General features: G+C 73.5%; 18 protein-coding genes and 1 pseudogene. 7 read left to right on the top strand and 12 right to left on the bottom strand.

What is annotated here, in order from left to right; translation table 11 throughout:
* Positions 1-15: 15 nt before the first annotated feature.
* The 3 genes from IF27_RS03165 to IF27_RS03155 form a co-directional block, all read right to left on the bottom strand.
* Positions 16-981, bottom strand: a complete 966-nt coding sequence (locus tag IF27_RS03165) for a phosphorothioated DNA-binding restriction endonuclease (RefSeq protein WP_052847652.1) — start codon at positions 979-981, stop codon at positions 16-18.
* A gap of 47 nt (positions 982-1,028) precedes the next feature.
* Positions 1,029-1,448 (bottom strand): ATP-binding protein, encoded by a 420-nt coding sequence (locus IF27_RS03160; RefSeq protein ID WP_052847651.1) that lies wholly within the window; start codon positions 1,446-1,448, stop codon positions 1,029-1,031.
* 81 nt (positions 1,449-1,529) lie between these two features.
* Positions 1,530-1,871, bottom strand: coding sequence for an STAS domain-containing protein (locus tag IF27_RS03155; RefSeq protein WP_052847650.1), 342 nt, complete (start codon positions 1,869-1,871; stop codon positions 1,530-1,532).
* Between the two features lie 139 nt (positions 1,872-2,010).
* Here IF27_RS03155 and IF27_RS03150 point away from each other — a divergent pair, with 139 nt between their 5' ends.
* Positions 2,011-4,380: a DEAD/DEAH box helicase gene (locus tag IF27_RS03150; protein WP_110945469.1), complete on the top strand. Its 2,370-nt coding sequence runs from the start codon at positions 2,011-2,013 to the stop codon at positions 4,378-4,380.
* A gap of 39 nt (positions 4,381-4,419) precedes the next feature.
* On the opposite strand, the pseudogene IF27_RS29880 reads toward IF27_RS03150, so the two are convergent.
* The 7 genes and pseudogenes from IF27_RS29880 to ssd all read right to left on the bottom strand — a co-directional run.
* Positions 4,420-4,752 (bottom strand): annotated as a pseudogene (locus IF27_RS29880) (Rv3654c family TadE-like protein); the annotation flags it as partial.
* Complete coding sequence (locus IF27_RS03145; RefSeq protein ID WP_420821970.1) at positions 4,736-5,014, bottom strand: TadE family type IV pilus minor pilin; 279 nt, start codon at positions 5,012-5,014, stop codon at positions 4,736-4,738. The gene IF27_RS03145 and the pseudogene IF27_RS29880, both read right to left, overlap by 17 nt.
* A 70-nt stretch (positions 5,015-5,084) precedes the next feature.
* Positions 5,085-5,222: a DUF4244 domain-containing protein gene (locus IF27_RS31995; protein WP_420821969.1), complete on the bottom strand. Its 138-nt coding sequence runs from the start codon at positions 5,220-5,222 to the stop codon at positions 5,085-5,087.
* A 164-nt stretch (positions 5,223-5,386) separates the two neighbouring features.
* A complete protein-coding gene (locus tag IF27_RS03140) occupies positions 5,387-6,010 on the bottom strand; it encodes a type II secretion system F family protein (RefSeq protein WP_052847649.1) in 624 nt (207 codons plus the stop codon).
* On the bottom strand, positions 6,007-6,852 hold the full coding sequence (locus IF27_RS03135) for a type II secretion system F family protein (protein ID WP_052847648.1): 846 nt from the start codon (positions 6,850-6,852) through the stop codon (positions 6,007-6,009). The genes IF27_RS03140 and IF27_RS03135 overlap by 4 nt, the downstream gene beginning before the upstream one ends.
* Positions 6,849-8,054 carry a TadA family conjugal transfer-associated ATPase gene (locus IF27_RS03130; RefSeq protein WP_052847647.1) on the bottom strand — a complete coding sequence of 402 codons (1,206 nt, stop codon included), beginning with the start codon at positions 8,052-8,054 and terminating at the stop codon, positions 6,849-6,851. Before IF27_RS03130 ends, IF27_RS03135 begins: the two co-directional genes overlap by 4 nt.
* On the bottom strand, positions 8,051-9,121 hold the full coding sequence (gene ssd / locus IF27_RS03125) for a septum site-determining protein Ssd (protein ID WP_052847646.1): 1,071 nt from the start codon (positions 9,119-9,121) through the stop codon (positions 8,051-8,053). Before ssd ends, IF27_RS03130 begins: the two co-directional genes overlap by 4 nt.
* Before the next feature lie 559 nt (positions 9,122-9,680).
* Between ssd and IF27_RS03120 the strand changes: the two genes are divergently transcribed.
* Positions 9,681-10,511 carry an HAD family hydrolase gene (locus tag IF27_RS03120; protein WP_223290888.1) on the top strand — a complete coding sequence of 277 codons (831 nt, stop codon included), beginning with the start codon at positions 9,681-9,683 and terminating at the stop codon, positions 10,509-10,511.
* 63 nt (positions 10,512-10,574) lie between these two features.
* Here the strand turns inward: IF27_RS03120 and IF27_RS03115 are convergent, their stop codons facing one another.
* Complete coding sequence (locus IF27_RS03115; RefSeq protein WP_052847644.1) at positions 10,575-11,429, bottom strand: Fic family protein; 855 nt, start codon at positions 11,427-11,429, stop codon at positions 10,575-10,577.
* A gap of 103 nt (positions 11,430-11,532) precedes the next feature.
* On the opposite strand from IF27_RS03115, the gene IF27_RS03110 reads away from it, so the two are divergent.
* Positions 11,533-12,534, top strand: a complete 1,002-nt coding sequence (locus IF27_RS03110; RefSeq protein ID WP_052847923.1) for an ATP-binding protein — start codon at positions 11,533-11,535, stop codon at positions 12,532-12,534.
* Positions 12,535-12,540: 6 nt separating this feature from the next.
* On the opposite strand, the gene IF27_RS03105 is transcribed toward IF27_RS03110, so the two are convergent.
* The gene (locus IF27_RS03105; protein ID WP_052847643.1) at positions 12,541-13,782 is read right to left on the bottom strand and encodes a polysaccharide deacetylase family protein; all 1,242 of its coding nucleotides are present in this window, start codon (positions 13,780-13,782) and stop codon (positions 12,541-12,543) included.
* Positions 13,783-14,009: 227 nt separating this feature from the next.
* Here IF27_RS03105 and IF27_RS03100 point away from each other — a divergent pair, with 227 nt between their 5' ends.
* From IF27_RS03100 to IF27_RS03085, 4 genes are all read left to right on the top strand, one after another.
* A complete protein-coding gene (locus IF27_RS03100) occupies positions 14,010-16,382 on the top strand; it encodes a bifunctional SulP family inorganic anion transporter/carbonic anhydrase (protein ID WP_110945467.1) in 2,373 nt (790 codons plus the stop codon).
* 143 nt (positions 16,383-16,525) lie between these two features.
* Positions 16,526-18,496: an acetate--CoA ligase gene (gene acs / locus IF27_RS03095; protein ID WP_052847641.1), complete on the top strand. Its 1,971-nt coding sequence runs from the start codon at positions 16,526-16,528 to the stop codon at positions 18,494-18,496.
* 198 nt (positions 18,497-18,694) lie between these two features.
* Complete coding sequence (locus IF27_RS03090; protein WP_052847640.1) at positions 18,695-19,132, top strand: phage holin family protein; 438 nt, start codon at positions 18,695-18,697, stop codon at positions 19,130-19,132.
* The gene (locus IF27_RS03085; RefSeq protein ID WP_052847639.1) at positions 19,129-20,064 is read left to right on the top strand and encodes an alpha/beta fold hydrolase; all 936 of its coding nucleotides are present in this window, start codon (positions 19,129-19,131) and stop codon (positions 20,062-20,064) included. The genes IF27_RS03090 and IF27_RS03085 overlap by 4 nt, the downstream gene beginning before the upstream one ends.
* Positions 20,065-20,291: the final 227 nt, after the last annotated feature.

Here is a 20,291-nt window from a genome sequence, read left to right as displayed (position 1 = left end):
CCGAGGTGGCGTACGTCACGCCCCGTCACCCGGCGCGGCCGGTCCCGGCACACGGCGTCGGGCCGCGCCCTCCTTGAACACCTGCGCGCCGTGCCAGGCGATGTGCGTGTCCGCGGGCGGCGCGCTCCCGGGGCGCGGCACGGCCAGCGGACGGCCCGCCAGCGCGTCCACGGCACGCCCGGCCGTGCTCCCCGCGACGTAGAGCGCGGACACCCGGACGCGCCGGTCGGGCGTGAGCCCGAGTGCCCCGAGGTCGAACAGCGCGTGGTGGAGCGCGCACAGGGCCAGGGCGTTCGGCAGGTCGTCAGGACCGTCCTGGCTGTGCCAGCGGATGTGCGCGGCCTCCAGGCCCACGGGATGACGCCCGAGGCGGCCGTCGTAGCCGCACATCGCGCAGGTGTAGGCGTACGCGCGCAGGACCTCCTCGGCGAAGTCCGCCCTGCGCTGCCGCCGCCGGACGGCGCGGTCGGCCAGCTGCCGGTGGACGGTCAGCTCCAGCGTGGTCAGGTCGAGACCGGCCGCCTCGCAGAGCGGGCCTTCGAGGGCGGGCGTGAAGTGCTGGTCGAGGAGGAGCCGGGAGGCGGCGACAAGGGTGCCGCGCTCGGCCAGGAGCCGTTCCACCTGTGGGCGCAGCCGACCGTGGGCGCCGTGCTCACGCAGCCAGGCGCCGCGCTCGGGCGTGTCGGGGCCCATCTCCCTGCCGTCGGCGTCCCTGAGGTCCCACAGGTCGCGCTCCAGATGGACGAACGGCATCGCCGCCCGCTGCCGGGCCGCGCCGGGGCTGCGTACCGGCGGCCCGAAGTCGTTGATCAGGCGGCTGACCGGCTCCTCGGCGTCGTCGTAGCCGACGGCCGTGGTCGCGTACGCCTCGAACCGGCCGAGCAGCCAGAGCAGCAGCAGCGGCTTGTGCGGGGCGCGCCGCCCTCGCACCTGTGCCTGGCGCAGCGCGGCCAGCCGCGCCAGCAGTTCCTCGCGTGTCACCCGCCCAGCCTGCCGGACGGCCGTGACGGGGCCGGGACCGGCCCGTGTCAGACGACGGAGGCGGTGGCGATCGGCCAGCTCATCCTGATCCGGCCGCCGTGGGCGTCCGAGACGACCTCGACGTCATCGACCAGTCCGCTGATCACGGCGAGCCCCAGCTCGTCGGTGTCCTCGGCGGCCTCGGCCGCCGACTGGTCGCGGGGCGCGGGCACGGAGCTGGGCGCGTCGTCGCCGACCTCGATGGAGAACGACTTCTCCGCCTCGGTCAGCTCGACGCGGACGGGTGTGGTGAGCCCGTGGACGGCGTGGAGCCCCACCGCCCGGCTGCACGCCTCGCCGACGGCGAGCCGCAGCTCGTCGAGCACCGACTCGTCAACCCCGGCGCGGCGTGCGACGGCCGCGGCGACGAGCCGGGCGGTGCGCACGTGCTCCGGGGACGCGCTGAATCGGAGTTCGACGGTGGCCATGCCATCCCCCTAGATCGTGCGGACACGCCGCCCCGGCATCGGTGCCCGGGGCGGTACACGTGATGTTCCTGCGCCGAGCGCCTAGTCGGTGGCCGCGATGGCCTCGTCCACGGACTCGTGGATCGGGAACACCTTGGTCAGCCCGGTGATGCGGAAGATCTTCAGGATGCGCTCCTGATTGCAGACCAATCGCAGCGAGCCCTCCTGGGCACGGACGCGCTTGAGCCCACCGACCAGGACACCGAGTCCCGTGGAGTCCAGGAAGTCAACCCGCTCCATGTCCACCACCAGATGGTGATTGCCGTCGTTCACGAGCTCCACCAGCTGTTCGCGCAGCTTGGGCGCGGTGTATACGTCGATCTCGCCGCCTACCTCGACGACCGTTCGGTCGCCTACGGTTCGAGTCGAAAGGGACAGGTCCACGGATGATCCTCCAGCACCTTGCTAACGAGCGGTCGCCCCCCATGGATCGGCAGCCGCCAGGGCATTCAACCACTTACCCGGTGTCCGGGACGACGTCTTACGGCCATTGTCCGTCGGACCAGTGACAGACTCACAGCCGATGTCCCCTGAAGCCGACGCCCGAGAGCACCCGTCACCGCGGGTCGTGCTGGAACGCCTGGGCGCCCGGCAGGACCGGGCGGCGCGCCTCACCCACGCCGAGCACGTGCCCGCAAGAACGGGTCTGCATGCCGATTGGCCGGAGAAAATACGGCCGGAGGTGATCGCCGCCATCCGGAGCGCCGGGATCGTCCGTCCGTGGTCGCACCAGGCCCGCGCGATGGGCCACGCGGTGCACGGCGAGTCGGTGATCGTCTCCACCGGCACGGCGTCGGGCAAGTCGCTCGCCTACCAGGCGCCCGTGCTCAGCGCGCTCCTCGACGGGCACGCCGCCCGGGCGCGGCGGGGAGCGACCGCGCTGTACCTGGCGCCGACGAAGGCGCTCGCCGCCGACCAGCTGCGCGCGATACGTGACCTCGCCACGCCGCTGGGGACCGCCGTCCGGCCCGTGGCGTACGACGGCGACACCCCGCCCGAGGTCCGCGCCTGGGCCCGCGAGCACGCGAACCTGCTGCTCACCAACCCGGACATGCTCCACCGCGGGCTGCTCCCCGGTCACCGGCGGTGGGCCCCGTTCTTCCGCGCGCTGCGCTATGTGGTGATCGACGAGTGCCACGTCTACCGGGGGGTCTTCGGATCGCACGTGGCGCAGGTGCTCCGCCGTCTGCGGCGGATCTGTGCCCACTACGGCTCCGAGCCGGTGTTCCTGCTCGCCTCCGCGACCACCGCCGAGCCGGGCGTGTCGGCGACGCGCCTCACCGGGGTCCCGGTCGCCGAGGTGACGGATGACACATCGCCGCGCGGCGAGCTGGTGTTCGCGCTGTGGGAGCCGCCCCTCACCGAGGCCCGCGGCGAGCGCGGCGCGCCCGTCCGCCGTACGGCCACCGCCGAGACGGCCGAGCTGCTCACCGACCTGACCGTCCAGGGGGCGCGGACGCTGGCGTTCGTCAGGTCCCGGCGTGGCGCCGAGCTGGTAGCACTCATCGCGCAGGAACGGCTCGCGGCGATCGACCTGACGCTCGCGGGCCGGGTCGCCGCCTACCGGGGCGGCTATCTCCCCGAGGAACGGCGCGCCCTGGAGCGTGCCGTGCACAGCGGTGAGCTGCTCGGTCTCTCGGCGACCACGGCGCTGGAGCTGGGCGTGGACATCGCCGGGCTGGACGCGGTCCTGCTGGCGGGCTATCCCGGCACGCGCGCGTCCCTGTGGCAGCAGGCGGGGCGGGCGGGACGCCGCGGGCAGGGCGCCTTGGCCGTGCTGGTGGCCCGTGACGATCCGCTGGACACGTATCTGGTGCACCATCCGGAGGCCCTGTTCCGGCGGCCGGTCGAATCGACGGTGCTCGATCCCGCGAACCCGTACGTCCTCGCGCCGCACCTCTGCTCAGCAGCCGCGGAGCTGCCGCTCTCGGCGCACGACTTCGCACAGGACGCGGGCCTGTTCGGCCCGGTGGCCGCGGAGCTGCCGCCCAAGCTCGCCGAGCGCGGCCTGCTGCGCCCGCGGGGCGCCCAGTGGTTCTGGACGCGCCGTGAACGTCCCGCCGATCTCGTGGACATCCGGGGCGGTGGCGGCGAGCCCGTCCGGGTGGTCGAGGCGGACACCGGCAGGCTGCTGGGCACGGTGGACGCCTCCGCCGCGCACGGCACCGTGCACGACGGCGCGGTCCACCTGCACCAGGGCCGCAGCTATGTGGTGCGGGAACTGGATCTCGCCGACGCGGTGGCCCTGGTCGAGGAGGCCAGCCCGCCCTGGAGCACGTCGGCCCGCGAGGTGACCGACCTGTCCGTCCTCGGCACCGACACCGAGACGCCCTGGGGAGACGCCCGGCTCTGCTACGGCTCGGTGGAGGTCACCCACCAGGTCGTGTCCTATCTGCGACGCAAGCTGCTGACCGGCGAGGTCATGGGCGAGACGCGGTTGGACCTCCCGCCGCGCACGCTGCGCACCCGCGCGGTCTGGTGGACGATGACCGAGGACCAGCTCGACGCCGCGCGGATCTCCCCCGAGATCCTTCCCGGCGCGCTGCACGCCGCCGAGCACGCCGCGATCGGCATGCTGCCGCTGTTCGCCACCTGCGACCGGTGGGACATCGGCGGGGTCTCCACCGCCCTGCACCCGGACACCTTGCTGCCGACGGTCTTCGTGCACGACGGCCACCCGGGCGGCGCGGGCTTCGCCGAGCGGGCGTTCCACACGGCCCGCGAATGGCTGACCGCCACCCGTGACGCGATCGCCGCCTGCGAGTGCGAGTCCGGTTGCCCGTCGTGCATCCAGTCCCCGAAGTGCGGCAACGGGAACGATCCGCTCCACAAGGCCGGGGCGCTCCGGCTGCTGACCGAGCTGCTGCGGCACCCGAGCGACGACCACGCTTGACCCGGCCGCCGCGCCGTACCCGCCCGACGGCCCGGCCCTGGCACGCGCCTGGACGCGATAGGGGCCCGCCGTCGCCTCGGCGGTGAGGTCGGCGATCTCACCGGCGACATGGCAGCGCACCAGCCGGGTGTCCTGGGCCTCGGCGACACGCCGGGCCAGGTCGCACGCCGCCGCCCCGCCCGTCAGGGCCAGGTCGGCGGCGGCGAGCGCCGCGAGGTCGGCGGCTCCGGCCGCCCGTTGCCGGGCGGCCGTCACCTTCCCCAGGCCGAGGACGGCGGCGAACACCAGGCAGAGCACCGTGGCACAGGTGACGGCCCACACGCTCGCCGAGCCGCGGTCGGCCGTCCCGCGCCGGTCACTCCGGCTCGGCATGGGCCACCGCCTCACCTGTCAGCTCAAGGGCGAGCGCGTCGGGCCCGACCGTCGCCGCCAGCACGCGGACCCGGTACAGCTCCCCGTCCCGGTGGACCTCGACCCGGGCGCCGCCTGGGGCGGCGGCCTCGGCGACGGCGGTCACGTCCGCCACGGGCTCCCCCCGCGCGGCGGCCCGTGCCCCCGCGCGGGCGGCGTCACCGCACCGCAACTGCACCAGGACGGCACCGAGTCCCCACAGCATCGCCCCGAGCAGCAGCACCAGGGCGGGGACGACGATCGCGCTCTCCGCGGTGACGTACCCTCCGTCGCCTCCGCGGCGAGCGGCCCGGTCACAGCTGTCCGTCGAGCGCCTGCTCGACCAGCCCCAGCAAGGCATCGCTCACCGCCCCCGACGTGAGCACCTGGTAGAGCACGGTCCCGAGCGCCGCCGCGGCGATGGTCCCCACGGCGTACTCGGCTGTGCTCATCCCGTCGTCGCGGCGTGCCCTGGCACACAACCGTCCGGTCGGCGGTGACGGACGTCGCCTCCTGGGGTCCCGCCGAGGATCGCGGGCGGCGGGACCGCCCATCGCCCAGGCGGGGATGCTCCGATTCCGGCGGTTCAGGACCTGGCTCCGTACAGAACGAACGTTCACAGCAACTCCTTTGTCAGCCCGATCACCACGGGCACCACACCGATGAGCAGGAAAGCGGGCAGGAAGCACAGCCCCAGGGGACCGGTCACCGCCACGGCGGCGCGGCGTGCGCTGCCCTGGGCGGCCCTGCGGCGACGGGCCCGGCTCTCGGCGGCCTCGGCGGCCACCGCCGCCGCCACCGGGGCGCCGCTGGTCTCGGCCAGTTCCAGGCGGCGGGCGAGCCCCGCGGCCCCCGGGAAGGTCCCGAAGGCACCCCAGACGACGGCCGGATCACCGCCGAGCCGCAGTTCGGCACCGGCCCGCCGCAGCCGGTCACCGACCGGTCCGCCGAGCGCCGTGCCGACGGCGCCCGCCGCCGCCCCTGGTGCCGCCCCGGCCGCGAGGCAGGCGGCCAGCAGTCCGGCCGCCAACGGCAGCCCCGGGTCGGTCCCCGGCCGTGTCCGGCGGAGCCGCCGCAGGGCCTGGCGCCGGGACGGTCCGCGCCGCTGCCCGGTCAGCGCCGCGAGCCGGAGTCCAACCCTGCGCCGTCGCCGGTCCGAGGTGAGCAGCGCGACCGAGGCGGCGAGGGCGACCGCCGCGCCGAAGGCTGCGAGCAGCCCGTCCGCCTGATGGCCCGTCATGACGCGCTCCTCTCCGCGCGCCGCACGATCGCGGCCACCCAGGCGATTCCGGCCCACTCCAGGGCCGCGCCGAGCACAAGGCAGATCAGTCCAGGGGTGGTGTGCAGCAGGACCTCCAGCGGACGGACGCCCATGGCGGCCCCCAGCAGCACACCGAACAGCGGCAGACCGGCCAACAGGAACGTCGTCGCACGGGGCCCGGCGAGTTGCGCACGCAGTTCCTCACGCTGCGCCTGTTCGGCACGCAGTACCTCGGCCACCCGTTCCAGCCCGGTGGCGAGCGAGGCGCCGCCGTCCACGGCGACCGCCCAGCAGGCGGCCACACCACGCAGTCCCTCGGCGCCCGGCTGCCCGGCGGCCCGGTCGAGCGCGGCGGGGATGTCCCCGCCGTACCGTGCGGCGGCGCCGAGGGCCGCGCCGTGCTCGCCCAGGCCCTCCGGGGGGACGGCGGCCAGTGCCTGGACCGGGGTCCGGCCAGCCCGGACCTCGCCCGCCAGGGAGGCGCAGAACGTCACGACCTCCTTGCGCCGACGCTCGCTCGCGCGGGCCCGCCTGATGGTCCGCCAGCGGCGGACGGCGAGCGGGGCCAGCGCGGCGGCGAAGGCGAGGGGCAGTGGCGACCGGCTCCAGGCGGCGAGCACGAGCCCGAGCGCCAGGGCGCCGAGCGCGACCCGCCGGTCGTGCGCGTCCAGCGGGCCGGGCGACAGACGGCGTGGTGGGGGAGCCGGTGCGCACGTCGGCCGAAGCAGAAGCCGGTTGCGGCGCGGCGTGCCGTCGGTGAGGAACCAGGCCCCCGCCCCCGCGCAGAGGGCGGCGGCGACGTGGGGGAGTTGTCCGGTCACAGGGACTCTCCCGCCTGCGCGCAGAGCCTGGTGAGCCGCGCCCAGCCCGGCTCCTGGAGGAAGCCGTCGGCTCCCCAGCGGGCGGCGGGGACCGTCCGCACGAGCCCGTCACCGTCCTGTTCCAGCACATGGATCTCGGCGATCCTGCGCTGTCCCGAGGCCCTGTCACGGGCAAGATGCAGCACGACGGAGAGCGCGGCTGCCAGTTGGCTGTGCAGGGCGGCTCTGGCCAGCCCGGCCGCGCTGCCGAGGGCCTCCAGCCGGGCGGGCACGTCGGCGGCGGCGTTGGCGTGCAGCGTGCCGCAGCCTCCTTCGTGGCCCGTGTTGAGGGCGCTGAGGAGGTCGAGCACCTCCGGCCCCCGACATTCGCCGACGACCAGCCGGTCGGGGCGCATCCGGAGTGCCTGCCGGACGAGGTCGCGCAGCGTGACGCGGCCCGCGCCCTCCTGGTTGGCGGGGCGGGTCTCCAGCCGCACGACATGCGGGTGATCCGGGCGGAGTTCGGCGGAGTCCTCGACCAGCACGACGCGTTCGCCCGGCCCCGCGAGCCCGAGGAGGGTGGCGAGCAGGGTGCTCTTGCCCGTGCCCGTCCCACCGGTGACGAGGAATGAGAGCCGGGCCGCGAGCAGGGTCCGCAGCAGGTGGTCCCCGCCGGGAGGCACGGTGCCCGCCGTGGTCAGCTCGGCCAGAGTGAAGGCACGGGGTCTGACCACGCGGAGGGACAGGCACGGTGAGCCGAGGACGACGGGTGGCAGCACCGCGTGCAGGCGGGTGCCGTCGGCGAGCCGGATGTCGGCCCAGGGCCTGGCGTCGTCGAGCCGTCGGCCGGAGGCGGCGGCGAGCCGCTGGGCCAGCCGCCGGACGGCCGCCTCGTCCGTGAAGCGGACGGGTGCCCGTTCCAGTCCGTGCCCGCGATCGACCCAGACCTCGTCGGGGCCGTTGACCAGCACGTCGGTGACGTCGGGTTCGGCGAGGAGCGGCTGGAGCGGCCCGGCGCCGACCAGTTCTGAGCGCAGCGCCCGTACGACGGACAGCACGGCCCCGTCCCCGAACAGGCGGCCCTGGGCACGGAGCGCTGCGGCCACCCTTCCCGGCGTCGGCTCGTGTCCGCCGGTGGCGAGCCTCGTCCGGACGCCGTCCAGCAGCTCGCGCAGTTCCGAGGGGTCGAGGGAACCGACGCCGAATCCCGTGGTGGCGCTCATGCGGCCACCTCCGCGTCGATGGCGGCACGGCTCAGCAGTTCCTCGCAGAAGCGGGCCAGGACGCCCCGGGGGTACGAGCCCGGCGGCTCGCCCCGGTCGGCCGCGGCTGTCAGGCCGGGCTCGTCGGGGAGTTCGCCTGCGAGCGGCAGCCCGAGCAACTCCCCCAGCTCGTCGGCGGTCAGCCCCCGGGAGACGGGCGGCCTGGCCACCACTCGCAGGTCACGGACACGAGCGCCCGCCGTGGCCACCACGCGCCGTGCGGCGAGGAGCGCCCGCAGTTCCCCGGGGACCACGAGGAGACCGAGGTCGAGATGCGTCAGCGCCACGTGCGCGGCGTCGTCGGTCGTCCTGGGCAGGTCCAGGACCACCAACCCGCCACCGCGCCGCGCGGCGGCGAGGACGGAACGCATCGCCTCGCCCGGCAGGGGCGTGACGTCCGCCCGGTCCCAGCTCAGCAGGCGCACGCCGTGGGCGCGTGGCAGGGACTCGTCCAGCGCCCTGCCGGGCAGGCGTCCGCTCGCCGAGACGAGCGCGGGCCAGCGGGGCCCCGGCGCTCCTTCGCCGCCGAGCAGGACGTCGAGACCACCGCCCAGCGGATCGCAGTCCAGCAGGGTCGTGCGGGTGCCCTGCCGGGCCGCCGTGACGGCCAGGGCGCAGGCGAGCGTCGATGCTCCGGCGCCGCCCCTGCCCCCGAGCACCCCCACGGTGAGGGCGGGCCGGCCGGGGTCGGCGACCTCGGCCAGCCGGTCGGTGAGCCAGGGCTCGTCGCCCGGCAGGTGGACGACCTGTTCCGCCCCGAGCGTCAGGCCGCGTTCCCAGACGGTGTGGTCGTCGAGGTCACGCCCGACGAGCACCACGCCGGGCCTCCCGCCGGGCCACCCCTCGGGCTCGGGACGGGCCAGCGCCCGGTCGTCGCCGAGCAGGACCAGCGGGGCATGCTGCCAGCGATCCCGCGGCGGCATGGTGCCGCGCACCACCTCCGCCTCGGCACCCACGGCGGCGCACAGCCGCGCCAAGTGGTCCGACAACTCCTCGTCGCCGGTGAAAATCAGAATGGATTCGGCCATGCCGCTTCCCCCTTCAACCCGTTCACGCCGTTCAACACGTGTAAACCGTTCATCCGTCAGCTGCTCCGACTTCGCGCTGCGCATCCGGCCGGTCGCCGAACGCATCGGAAGTCACGGCAATACGGTGCCGTCCCGAACGGCGTTTCAGGGGGCTCGGCCGAAATCTGTGGATACCGCACGGCCTGTGGAAAACTCCGTCACCCGATTCAGTGACATCTGGCCACGAAAAGCCGCGCGCCTGTCACCATTGGCTACGGTGAGTGAGTGTTCAGGGGAAAGACGGACAGCGCCGCAGGGATTCAGGAGGCGGGAAACCGCCGTGACGCCGAAACCGTTCGCGGTCGGCAAGGAGGAGGAAAACGCCCCCGGACATGCGACGACCCCCGCCGGGGGGGAGAGCGGGGGTCGTCTTCCTCGGCCGACTCGGGGGGGGGGAGGAGTCGGACCGGGTTAACACGGTCGCGAACGATCCGTGACTTCCATGGTGTACCCGAGGGGCTTCTCAAGCAAACCCAACACCACCCGCGTACGCCGAATGGCGGCCCTTTATGCTCGGCATGTGGAAATCCTGCCCCGGCCTCGCACCGCAGCGTTCTTCGATCTCGACAAGACCGTCATCGCGAAGTCGAGCACGTTCACCTTCAGCCGACACTTCTACCAGGGCGGCCTCATCAACAGGCGTGCCGTCCTGCGCACCGCCTACGCACAGTTCGTCTACCTGCTCGGCGGCGCCGACCACGACCAGATGGAACGCATGCGGGAGTACCTTTCCGCACTCTGCCGCGGGTGGAACGTGCAGCAGGTCAAGGAGATCGTCGCCGAGACCCTGCACGCGGTCATCGACCCGATCATCTACGACGAGGCCGCCTCCCTCATCGAGCGGCACCACGCCGCGGGCCGGGATGTGGTGATCGTCAGCTCGTCGGGCGCCGAACTGGTCGAGCCCATCGGGGAGCTGCTGGGCGCCGACCGTGTGGTCGCGACCCGCATGGTGGTCGAGGACGGCCGCTACACGGGCGAGGTCGCCTACTACGCGTACGGCCCGACCAAGGCGGAGGCCATCACCGAGCTGGCCGCCTCCGAGGGCTACGACCTCGACCGCTGCTACGCCTACAGCGACTCCATCACCGACATCCCCATGCTGGAGTCCGTGGGCCATCCGCACGCCGTGAATCCCGACCGCGCGCTGCGGCGCGAGGCGCTGTCCCGCGAGTGGCCCGTGCTCACGTTCGAGCGGCCGGTGCGGCTGCGGCAGCGGGTGCCCACGCTGGGACCACGCCCGGCGATCGCGGCGGGCGCGGCCGTGGCCGCCGCCGCCTGCGCCGCGGGCATCGTCTGGTACGCGGGACGGCGCCGGTCGGCCCGCAGGGCAGTGGCCAACGCGTCCTGAGTCAGGGCCGGTCCTCCGCCGGGGACGGTGAAGTCGCGCCACCCGGCTGCCGGCGGCCTCGGCTCAGGCGCCGCGCTGGAGCGCCTCGCACACCGCCACGGTCTCCCGCGCGCCCAGTTCGGCGGCGCGCCCGCAGTGCGTGATCCAGCCCGCGACGCCCTCGGGCGTGCCGGTCGCGTAACCGGCGAGCGCGGCGAGGTACGCGACGCGGCCCGCTTCCGCGTGACCGACCTCGGCGGGCGTCACCGCCTTCGGGTCGAGCCCGGACGACACCAGGACGATCCGCTGCGCCGCGCGCGCGACCAGGCCGTTGTGCGAGGTGAACGGCCGCAGTGCCAGCAGTTCCCCGTGGACCACGGCGGCAAGGACGAGCGCCGGTGCCCGGGTGCCGGAGACCACGAGCCCGCTCAGCGCGTCGAGCCGGGCAGCGACCTCGCCGGGGTCGGGGAGGGGGACGCCGAGGGCCGCGAGCCCGTCAAGCGTCGGCTCGTCCACCGCCTCGCCCGCCAACCGCGGCCTTCCCACGGCGGGCGCCTGCCCGCCGCCGGACGCTCCGCCCGCGGCCAGCAGGTGCAGCCGGGCGAGCACCCGGGACGGCGATGCGCGCCAGACGGACAGCGCCTGCCCCGCCTCGCCCGTCAGCCGGAGGGCGGCCCCCACCGTGGCGGCCTCCGCGTCCGCGCCGAAGTCGCTCCGCCTGCGGATCTCTTCGAGGGCCCAGTCGGCGCCGTCCAGGGCGGCGGAGGCACGGGCGCCGCGCAGCGCCGCCTCGGCGGCCACCTCGGGGCTGCGGCGGCGCATCACCCGGTGACCGTGCACGCCATCGACGGCCGCGCGGACGGCAGCGACCGCGTCGGGGACGCCCGGCAGGGCGCCGAGGGGCGCGAGGGGATCGGTGGTCACGGGGTCGGCGTTCATAGCACCGAGCCTAGGCCCGGTCCAGCCGTCACCCCTCACACGTTCGAGTGCACTCGGCGACCGATGTCCGAGGGAACCGTCCGACACGACTAGGCTAATGAACATGAAGATCGCTTTCGTTGGCAAGGGCGGCAGCGGAAAGACCACGCTGTCCTCGCTGTTCATCCGCTACCTCGCGGCCCGTGGCACGCCGGTGACCGCCGTGGACGCGGACATCAACCAGCACCTCGGCGCGGCGCTCGGCCTGAGCGACGAGGAGGCCGCCTCGGTGCCGCCGCTGGGCGGGCACCTCCCGTTCATCAAGGACTACCTGCGCGGCAGCAACCCGCGCATCCTCTCCGCCGACTCCATGATCAAGACGACGCCGCCGGGCGAGGGCTCCCGCCTGCTGCGGCTGACCGGGGACAATCCCGTCTTCGCCACGTGCGCGCGGCAGGTCCCGCTGGCGGGCACGGGCGGCAGCGCGCGGCTCCTGGCGACGGGCCCGTTCACGGAGGACGACCTCGGCGTGGCCTGCTACCACTCGAAGACGGGCGCGGTGGAGCTGTGCCTGAACCACCTGATCGACGGACGCGACGAGTACGTCGTGGTGGACATGACCGCCGGGAGCGACTCGTTCGCCTCGGGGATGTTCACCCGCTTCGACATGACGTTCCTGGTCGCCGAGCCGACCCGCAAGGGCGTCTCGGTGTACCGCCAGTACCGGGAGTACGCACGGGACTTCGGCGTCGCGCTCCGCGTGGTGGGCAACAAGGTGCAGGGCCCTGACGACCTGGAGTTCCTGCGCGAGCAGGTCGGTGACGACCTGCTGGTCACCTGCGGGCACTCCGACTGGGTGCGCGCCCTGGAGCGCGGGGCGGCGCGGCCGTTCACGGACCTGGAGCCGGAGAACCTGCGGACGCTCGACGCGCTCTTCGAGGCGGCGGACGCCGCCCACGAGCGCCGCGACTGGGGCCGTTACACCCAGCAGATGGTGCACTTCCACCTCAAGAACGCGGCGGGCTGGGGCAATGAGCGCACCGGGGTCGATCTCGCCGCGCAGATCGACCCCGGCTTCGTCCTCAGCGAGTCGGCCGACGTGGGCTGGAGCCCTCAGCCGGCCTGAACGCCGTCAGCCCGCGAGGAACGTCCGCCAGCCGCCGGTCGGCCGCTCGCCGACGCCCAGGGTCCGCAGCTTCTCCAGCACGGCCGGGTCCTGGGCGTCCAGCCAGTCCACGAGCCCGCGGAACGAGACGCAGTGCACGCCCTCGCGCGGACACACGTCCTTGATGACGCTCTCGATCGCGTCCATGTAGACGCCGCCGTTCCAGTTCTCGAAGTGGTTGCCGATGATCAGCGGCGCCCGGTTGCCCTCGTAGGCCCGGTCGAACGCCGCCATCAGGCCGCCGCGCATCTCCTCGCCCCAGGCGGCGTGGCGTGACGGGTCGCCGCTCTGGGCGCCCGACTGGTTGAACATGAAGTTGTAGTCCATCGCCAGGGTCTCGAAGCTGCGCCCCGGCACGGGCACGGCCTGGAGCGGCACGTCCCACAGGCCCTCGCGCCGCTCGGGCCAGACCTGGAGGCCGTTGCCGCTGGAGTCGTAGCGGAACCCGGCGTCGGCCGCGGCCGTCAGCAGGTTCTCCTGGCCTTCGAGGCACGGGGCACGGCCGCCGATCAGCTCCTCCGTGTAGTCGAAGGGCAGCGGGTCGAGGTCGGTACGGCCGGTGGTGGTCCGCCAGTTCTGCACCATCCACTTGGCCTGCTCGATCTCGCTGCTCCAGTCGTCCGCGCTCCACGAGGCGACGCCCTCGGGGCCGCAGAAGTGCCCGTTGAAGTGCGTGCCGATCTCGTTGCCCTCGTGCCAGGCCGCGGCTACCTGCTCGACGGTGTCGGCGACGTGCTGGTCGTTCAGGTAGCCGATGTCCGAGGCCCCGGGGGACCTGCCTGGCGGCTGGTACCTGGCCCGTTCGCCCTCCGGCAGGAGATAGACGCCGGAGAGGAAGAACGTCATGTCGGCGTCGTACTTCTCCCCCAGTTCGCGGAAGCGCGCGAAGAGACCGCTGCCGTCCTCGCCCGCGCCGTCCCAGGAGAAGACGACGAACTGCGGCGGCTCCTCGCCAGGCGCGAGCGGCTCGGCCTCGGCCGCCCCGGGCTGAGGGCCGGTGTCCGCCGTCGAGCCGTCCCCGATGAGACGGGCCTGGGCCCGCGCCGTGTCCGGCTTCTTCCCCGCCCCCTGCCCGCCGGGGGCGTCCTGCCCCTGCCGGGCCGCGTCCGCCGCGTCCTTCCCGTCCTGGCCGCCTCCGCAGCCGACCGCCGCCAGTGCCAGCGCGGCGACCGCCGCGCCGGAAGCCACCAGCCTCCTGTGTGTGACCATCCCAGGTCCTCTCGCCGCCGAAACGGCGCCCGGATCCGGGTGCGCCGCACCGCCAACTTCCCTCGCGAGGCATAAGAGATGTTTGTACGACAAGCGCATTCACTGATTAATTAACTCTTTTAGGTTAATTAAGACCTGAATGGAGACCTCGCAGTAGAGACAGCCTTTACGTGGCATTACTCTTCATTTACCGGCACTTGAGCACACTCATACCATTACTCTCTGTAATGAATTTTGCCCATGACCCCTCACTCCCCCACAGCCCACCCGAGTCCGCCAAACCCCCACCGGACGGAGACGGAAAGATGTCCGCCTGCGCCCCCCGCCGAGCCGATGTGTCCGCATCCGTCTCGGTGTTTCTCATCGCCCTGCCCTTCGCCCTCGGCATCGCCCTGGCGACCGGCGCGCCCCTCCAGGCCGGTCTGGTCGCGGCGGCGGTCGGCGGCCTCGTCGCCGGAAGCCTCGGCGGCTCCCCTCTGCAGGTCAGCGGCCCGGCCGCCGGACTGACCGTCATCACCGCAGAACTAATCCAGCAGTACGGCTGGCGCACCACCTGCGCCATCACGGCCCTCGCCGGACTCACGCAACTCGCGCTGTCCGCCCTGCGCACGGCCCGCTCGGCACTCGCCGTCAGCCCGGCGATCGTCCACGGGATGCTGGCCGGTATCGGCGTCACCATCGCGCTGGCGCAGCTGCACATCGTCCTCGGCGGCAGCCCGGAGAGCTCCGCGGTCGCCAACCTGGAGGCGCTCCCTGCACAGCTCGCCTCGCCGGGAGGCGCCGACCTGATGGTCGGCGCGGTGACCGTCGGCGCGCTGCTGCTGTGGCCCCGCATGCCGGGACGCCTGGGCGGGACGCTGCGCCGCGCGGTGCCCGCCGCGCTGGCGGCCGTCGTCCTCGGCACCCTGCTCGCCAGGGTCGGCGGGCTCCGGCTCGAACAGGCGGACCTGCCGTCCTGGAGCAGCCACACGCTCCCCGAGCTGCCGGACGGGCCGGTGCTCGGACTGCTCGCCGCCGTCCTGACCGTCACGCTCGTCGCCAGCGTGGAGTCGCTGCTCTCGGCCGTGGCGATGGACAAGCTCACCGCCGTGCGGCAGCGCAGCGGCGGCCCGCGGGTCGCGCGCGCCGACCTCGACCGCGAGCTGCGCGGCCAGGGCATGGCGAACGTGGTCTCCGGCCTGCTGGGCGGCCTGCCCGTCGCGGGCGGCGCGGTCCGCAGCTCGGCGAACGTGGCGGCGGGCGCCGTGAGCCGCGCGTCCACCGTCCTGCACGGTTGCTGGATGGTGCTCGCCGCGGGACTGCTGGTCGGCGTGATCGAGCTGATCCCCCTGGCGGCCCTCGCGGCGCTGGTGATGGTGGTCGGGATCCGGATGGTGAACGTCGGTCACATCCGCAGCGTCGCCAGGCACCGGGAGGTCATCGTCTACGCGGCGACAGGCGTCGGCGTCACCCTGCTCGGCGTCCTGGAGGGCGTCGGGATCGGTGTCGCGGTGGCCGTGGGCGTCGCGCTGCACCGCCTCACGCACACGCGCATCGAACTCGAACGGTCGGCGGACGGCACGCACCAGGTCCGCGTCCGGGGCCAGCTCACGTTCCTGGCGGTGCCGCGGCTCAGCCGGGTCCTGGGGCAGATCCCGGAACGCGCGGTGGCGATCGTCGAGCTGGACGGCACGTTCATGGACCACGCCGCGTACGAGGCGCTGCACGACTGGCGCACCGCGCATGTCGCGCAGGGCGGCGAGGGGGAGATCATCGGCCGCTCGGGGCAGCGCATAGGGAAACGGGAGCGCGCGCACGACTGCCATCCCTGGCAGCCGTGGCACAACCACGCGTGCACGGCGGCGGGGCCGCCCGCCGCGTCCGTCCCCGAGGGCACGGACGGTCCCGAGCACGACCAGTTGCTGAGCGGTGTACGGAACTTCCAGCGCACCACGGCGCCCTTCATGCGCCGGGAGCTGGCCCGGCTGGCGGACGAGGGGCAGCGGCCCAGCCAGCTGTTCCTGGCCTGCGCCGACTCGCGTCTGGTCACGAGCATGATCACCTCAAGCGGGCCCGGCGACCTCTTCACGGTGCGCAACGTCGGCAACCTGGTGCCCCTGCCCGGCACCGAGTCGGCCGATCACTCGGTGGCCGCCGCCATCGAGTACGCGGTGGACGTGCTGCGCGTGCGCACCATCACCGTGTGCGGGCACTCCGGCTGCGGGGCGATGTACGCGCTGCACCGGTCGCGGGAGAAGGGGCCCGTGGAGCACCCCAGCTCCCTGGAGCGCTGGCTGAGGCACGGCCGCCCGAGCCTCGACCGGGTGGCGGCGGGCACCGACGTCCCCCGGCTCGACCAGCGGCCGACCGCCGACGTGCAGGAGGCGCTCGCGCTGGCCAACGTGATGCAGCAGCTGGAGCACCTGGCCAGGCACGACTGTGTCGCGCGTCGCGTCGCCGACGGCACGCTCGCCCTGCGCGGGATGTACTTCCACGTCGGCGAGGCCCAGGCGTACGTCCTGGAGTCGGGCGGCGGGACGGCCGAACCCCCCGCCGGTGCGCCCGTGTTCGTCGCGGTCCGTCCGGAGGCGGAGGCGGCCCCGCAGATAATCCCAGGCTGACGGCCCCGTCCCCGCCGTCCGACACGGCGGGGACGGCGATCGGCGACAGGTCTGGACCAATCGCCCGGTCGGCCTTGTCAAAGGGCGGCGTCTCCTGATGAGGTGTGGCGTGGGGACACAGCTGACGCCGCAAGGGAGATGTCGTGAGCAACGAGAGCCTGGCCAATCTCATGACCGAGGACCGTAGGTTCCCGCCCCCCGCCGAGGTGACCGCGGACGCGAACGTGACCGCCGCCGCCTACGAGTCCGCCGCCGCGGACCGGCTGGGGTTCTGGGCAGAACAGGCACGCCGCCTCAGCTGGGCGACCGAGCCGACCGAGACCCTCGACTGGTCGAACCCGCCGTTCGCGAAGTGGTTCGCCGACGGCCGCCTGAACGTCGCGTACAACTGCGTGGACCGGCACGTCGAGGCGGGCAACGGGGACCGGGTCGCCCTCCACTTCGAGGGCGAGCCCGGCGACTCGCGCGCCATCACGTACGCCGAGCTCCAGCAGGAGGTGTCCCGGGCCGCCAACGCGCTGCTCGAACTGGGCGTGGCCACCGGCGACCGGGTCGCCATCTACATGCCGATGATCCCCGAGACGGTCATCGCGATGCTGGCCTGCGCACGCATCGGCGCACCGCACTCGGTCGTCTTCGGCGCGTTCTCCGCCGACGCGCTGGCCACCCGCATCGAGGACGGCGACGCGCGCGTCGTCATCACCTCGGACGGCGGCTACCGGCGGGGCGCCCCCTCCGCGCTCAAGCCGACGGTGGACGAGGCGCTGACCCGTCCCGGCGCGGCGAACGTGCGCAGCGTCCTCGTCGTCCGCAGGACCGGGCAGGACATCGGCTGGACCGAGGGCCGCGACCACTGGTGGCACGAGCTGGTCGCCGGGCAGTCCCCCGAGCACACGCCCGAGGCGTTCGACGCCGAGCACCCGCTGTTCATCCTCTACACGTCGGGCACCACGGGGAAGCCCAAGGGCATCCTGCACACCTCGGGCGGCTACCTCACGCAGGCGGCGTACACCCACCACGCGGTGTTCGACCTGAAGCCGGGCTCGGACGTCTACTGGTGCACGGCCGACGTCGGCTGGGTCACCGGCCACTCGTACATCGTCTACGGCCCGCTGGCCAACGGCGCGACCGAGGTCCTGTACGAGGGCACCCCCAACACGCCGCACAACGGGCGCTGGTGGGAGATCGTCGAGAAGTACGGCGTCACCCTCCTCTACACGGCCCCCACCGCGATCCGCACCTGCATGAAGTGGGGCGACGACATCCCGGCCGGTTTCGACCTGTCCAGCCTGCGCGTCCTGGGCTCGGTCGGCGAACCGATCAACCCCGAGGCGTGGGTCTGGTACCGCAAGCACATCGGCGGCGACCGTACGCCGGTCGTGGACACCTGGTGGCAGACGGAGACCGGCTCGATGATGGTCAGCCCGCTGCCGGGCGTCACCGTCGCCAAGCCCGGCTCGGCCCAGGTGCCGCTGCCCGGCATCAGCGCGACCGTCGTGGACGACGACGGCAACCCCGTCGCCAACGGCTCGGGCGGCTACCTCGTGCTCACCGAGCCGTGGCCCTCCATGCTGCGCACGATCTGGGGCGACGACCAGCGGTTCATCGACACCTACTGGTCGCGCTTCCCCGGGAAGTACTTCGCGGGCGACGGCGCCAAGAAGGACGCGGACGGCGACATCTGGCTGCTGGGCCGGGTGGACGACGTGATGCTCGTGTCCGGGCACAACATCTCGACGACCGAGGTCGAGTCCGCCCTCGTCTCCCACCCGCGGATCGCCGAGGCGGCCGTGGTGGGCGCGACCGACCCGCAGACGACGCAGGCGATCTGCGCGTTCGTCATCCTGCGGGGCGGGGCGCGGCCGGACGAGGACGACGCGGCGCTCGTCGAAGAGCTGCGGGCGCATGTCGCGAAGGAGCTGGGCCCGATCGCGAAGCCCAAGCGCATCCTGCCGGTGGAGGAGCTGCCGAAGACCCGTTCGGGCAAGATCATGCGCCGGCTGCTGCGCGACGTCGCGGAGAACCGTGAGCTGGGCGACGTGACGACGCTGACCGACTCGTCGGTGATGGACCTCATCCAGTCCCAGCTGCCGGGGGCGAAGAGCGAGGACTGACCGTACGGCGGGTCAGGCGGGTCAGGCGGTGCACAGGGGCGTCCGGTATGTCATCGGGCGCCCCTATAACATTCGGATCACTCCCCAGGGCGACCGCGATGTGTCACCAACTGACGCACCCCCAGCACACCATTACTGTCGGACTGCACCGGCAACGCGACCACGACCGCCTCCGGGAGAGGAAAGAGGGAGATTGCGATGAGCGCAGCCGACGAGGGGCGCAGCCTCGGCGAACTGGTCAATTCGGCCATCGGCGAGCTGTCAGGGCTGGTGCACGACGAGATCGCGCTCGCCAAGGCGGAGCTGCGGCAGGACGTACGGAGGGCGGCGCTCGGGAGCGTCGCGGTGCTGATCGGGGCGGCGCTGCTGCTGCTGGCGATGCCGCTGTTCAGCTTCGGTCTGGCCTTCTGGCTGCGGAACTGGTGGGACCTGCCGCTCGCGCTCGCGTGCGTGATCGTGGGCGGTCTCTACCTGCTGCTCGGGGGGCTGCTGTTCGGCTTCGCCAAGGCCAAGTTCGGCCGCCTCTCGCCACCCGAGCGGTCGATCAGGTCGGCCAAGGAGTCAGCCGCCGTACTGTCGGCCGTCAAGCCCCATCCGCGTGGTGTCCCCGCGGACAAGGCAGGCTCCGCCACATGACCTCAGCCGACCAGGCCGGGACGCGCTCCGCCGTCGTCCTGCGCGACGGGCCGTGGACGCACCGCGACGTCGCGGCGAACGGGGCGCGTTTCCACATCGCCGAGATGGGTGACGGCCCGCTCGTCCTGCTGCTGCACGGCTTCCCGCAGTTCTGGTGGACGTGGCGGCATCAGCTGCCGGTGCTCGCCGAGGCGGGCTACCGTGCGGTGGCGATGGACCTGCGGGGCGTCGGCGGCAGCGACCGGACGCCGCGTGGTTACGATCCGGCCAATCTGGCGCTGGACGTGACGGGCGTGATCCGGTCCCTCGGCGAGCCGGACGCCGCCCTGGTCGGGCACGATCTCGGCGGGTACCTGGCCTGGGTCGCCGCGGTGATGCGGCCGAAACTGGTACGGCGGCTGGCCGTCTCCTCGATGCCGCATCCACGCAGCTGGCGCGCGTCGTTGCTGCGCGACCCGAAGCAGACGGCGGCGAGCGCGTACATCTGGGGTTTCCAGCGGCCCTGGCTGCCGGAGCGGCGGCTGGTCGCGGACGACGCGGCGGGCGTGGGCCGGTTGATCGAGGACTGGTCGGGGCCGCGGCACCCGGAGGCGGCCGACGTGGAGGTGTACCGGCGGGCGATGTCCATCCCGTCCACGGCGCACTGCGCGATCGAGCCCTACCGTTGGATGGTCAGGTCGATGGCCCGGCCGGACGGCATCCAGTTCAACCGGCGGATGAAGCGGCCCGTGCTGGTGCCGACGCTGCATCTGCACGGCTCGCTCGACCCCGTGCTGCGCACGCGCAGTTCGGCGGGGTCGGGCGAGTACGTGGAGGCGCCGTACCGGTGGCGCCTGTTCGACGGGCTCGGGCACTTCCCGCACGAGGAGGACCCGGCCGCGTTCAGCACCGAGCTGATCGACTGGCTGCGCGACCCCGAGCCGGACCGCTGAGCCCGCCGTCCGCGGACGTCCGTACGCGCTGACGCCGGGTGGCGGCGACGTCTCCCGCGCGGTGCCGACGGGGCCGCGGTGCACTGCTGTGCCCGGTGCGCAAGAGGCCGCCGACCGGCGCGAACGCCGTCTTCCGCGCCCCCGCGCATGTGCCGGACGCATAGGACGCGTGACTTCGCTTCCGGAAGGTTACTGACCTTGGAGGCAGGGCAGGGAGGTGAGTATGG

The sequence above is a fragment of the Streptomyces avicenniae genome, assembly GCF_000719135.1.
GTDB lineage: Bacteria > Actinomycetota > Actinomycetes > Streptomycetales > Streptomycetaceae > Streptomyces > Streptomyces avicenniae.
Note: the sequence above shows the minus strand (reverse complement) of the source record. Positions and strands in the feature narration are given on the sequence as shown.

Coding starts and splice junctions, on each gene's coding strand:
- IF27_RS03110 (WP_052847923.1), top strand. CDS start 11,533: ATGAAGATCGCTTTCGTTGGCAAGGGCGGCAGCGGAAAGACCACGCTG.
- IF27_RS03105 (WP_052847643.1), bottom strand. CDS start 13,782: ATGGTCACACACAGGAGGCTGGTGGCTTCCGGCGCGGCGGTCGCCGCG.
- IF27_RS03140 (WP_052847649.1), bottom strand. CDS start 6,010: ATGACGGGCCATCAGGCGGACGGGCTGCTCGCAGCCTTCGGCGCGGCG.
- IF27_RS31995 (WP_420821969.1), bottom strand. CDS start 5,222: ATGAGCACAGCCGAGTACGCCGTGGGGACCATCGCCGCGGCGGCGCTC.
- IF27_RS03115 (WP_052847644.1), bottom strand. CDS start 11,429: ATGAACGCCGACCCCGTGACCACCGATCCCCTCGCGCCCCTCGGCGCC.
- IF27_RS03160 (WP_052847651.1), bottom strand. CDS start 1,448: ATGGCCACCGTCGAACTCCGATTCAGCGCGTCCCCGGAGCACGTGCGC.
- IF27_RS03150 (WP_110945469.1), top strand. CDS start 2,011: ATGTCCCCTGAAGCCGACGCCCGAGAGCACCCGTCACCGCGGGTCGTG.
- IF27_RS03085 (WP_052847639.1), top strand. CDS start 19,129: ATGACCTCAGCCGACCAGGCCGGGACGCGCTCCGCCGTCGTCCTGCGC.
- ssd (WP_052847646.1), bottom strand. CDS start 9,121: ATGGCCGAATCCATTCTGATTTTCACCGGCGACGAGGAGTTGTCGGAC.
- IF27_RS03130 (WP_052847647.1), bottom strand. CDS start 8,054: ATGAGCGCCACCACGGGATTCGGCGTCGGTTCCCTCGACCCCTCGGAA.
- IF27_RS03090 (WP_052847640.1), top strand. CDS start 18,695: ATGAGCGCAGCCGACGAGGGGCGCAGCCTCGGCGAACTGGTCAATTCG.
- IF27_RS03100 (WP_110945467.1), top strand. CDS start 14,010: ATGAATTTTGCCCATGACCCCTCACTCCCCCACAGCCCACCCGAGTCC.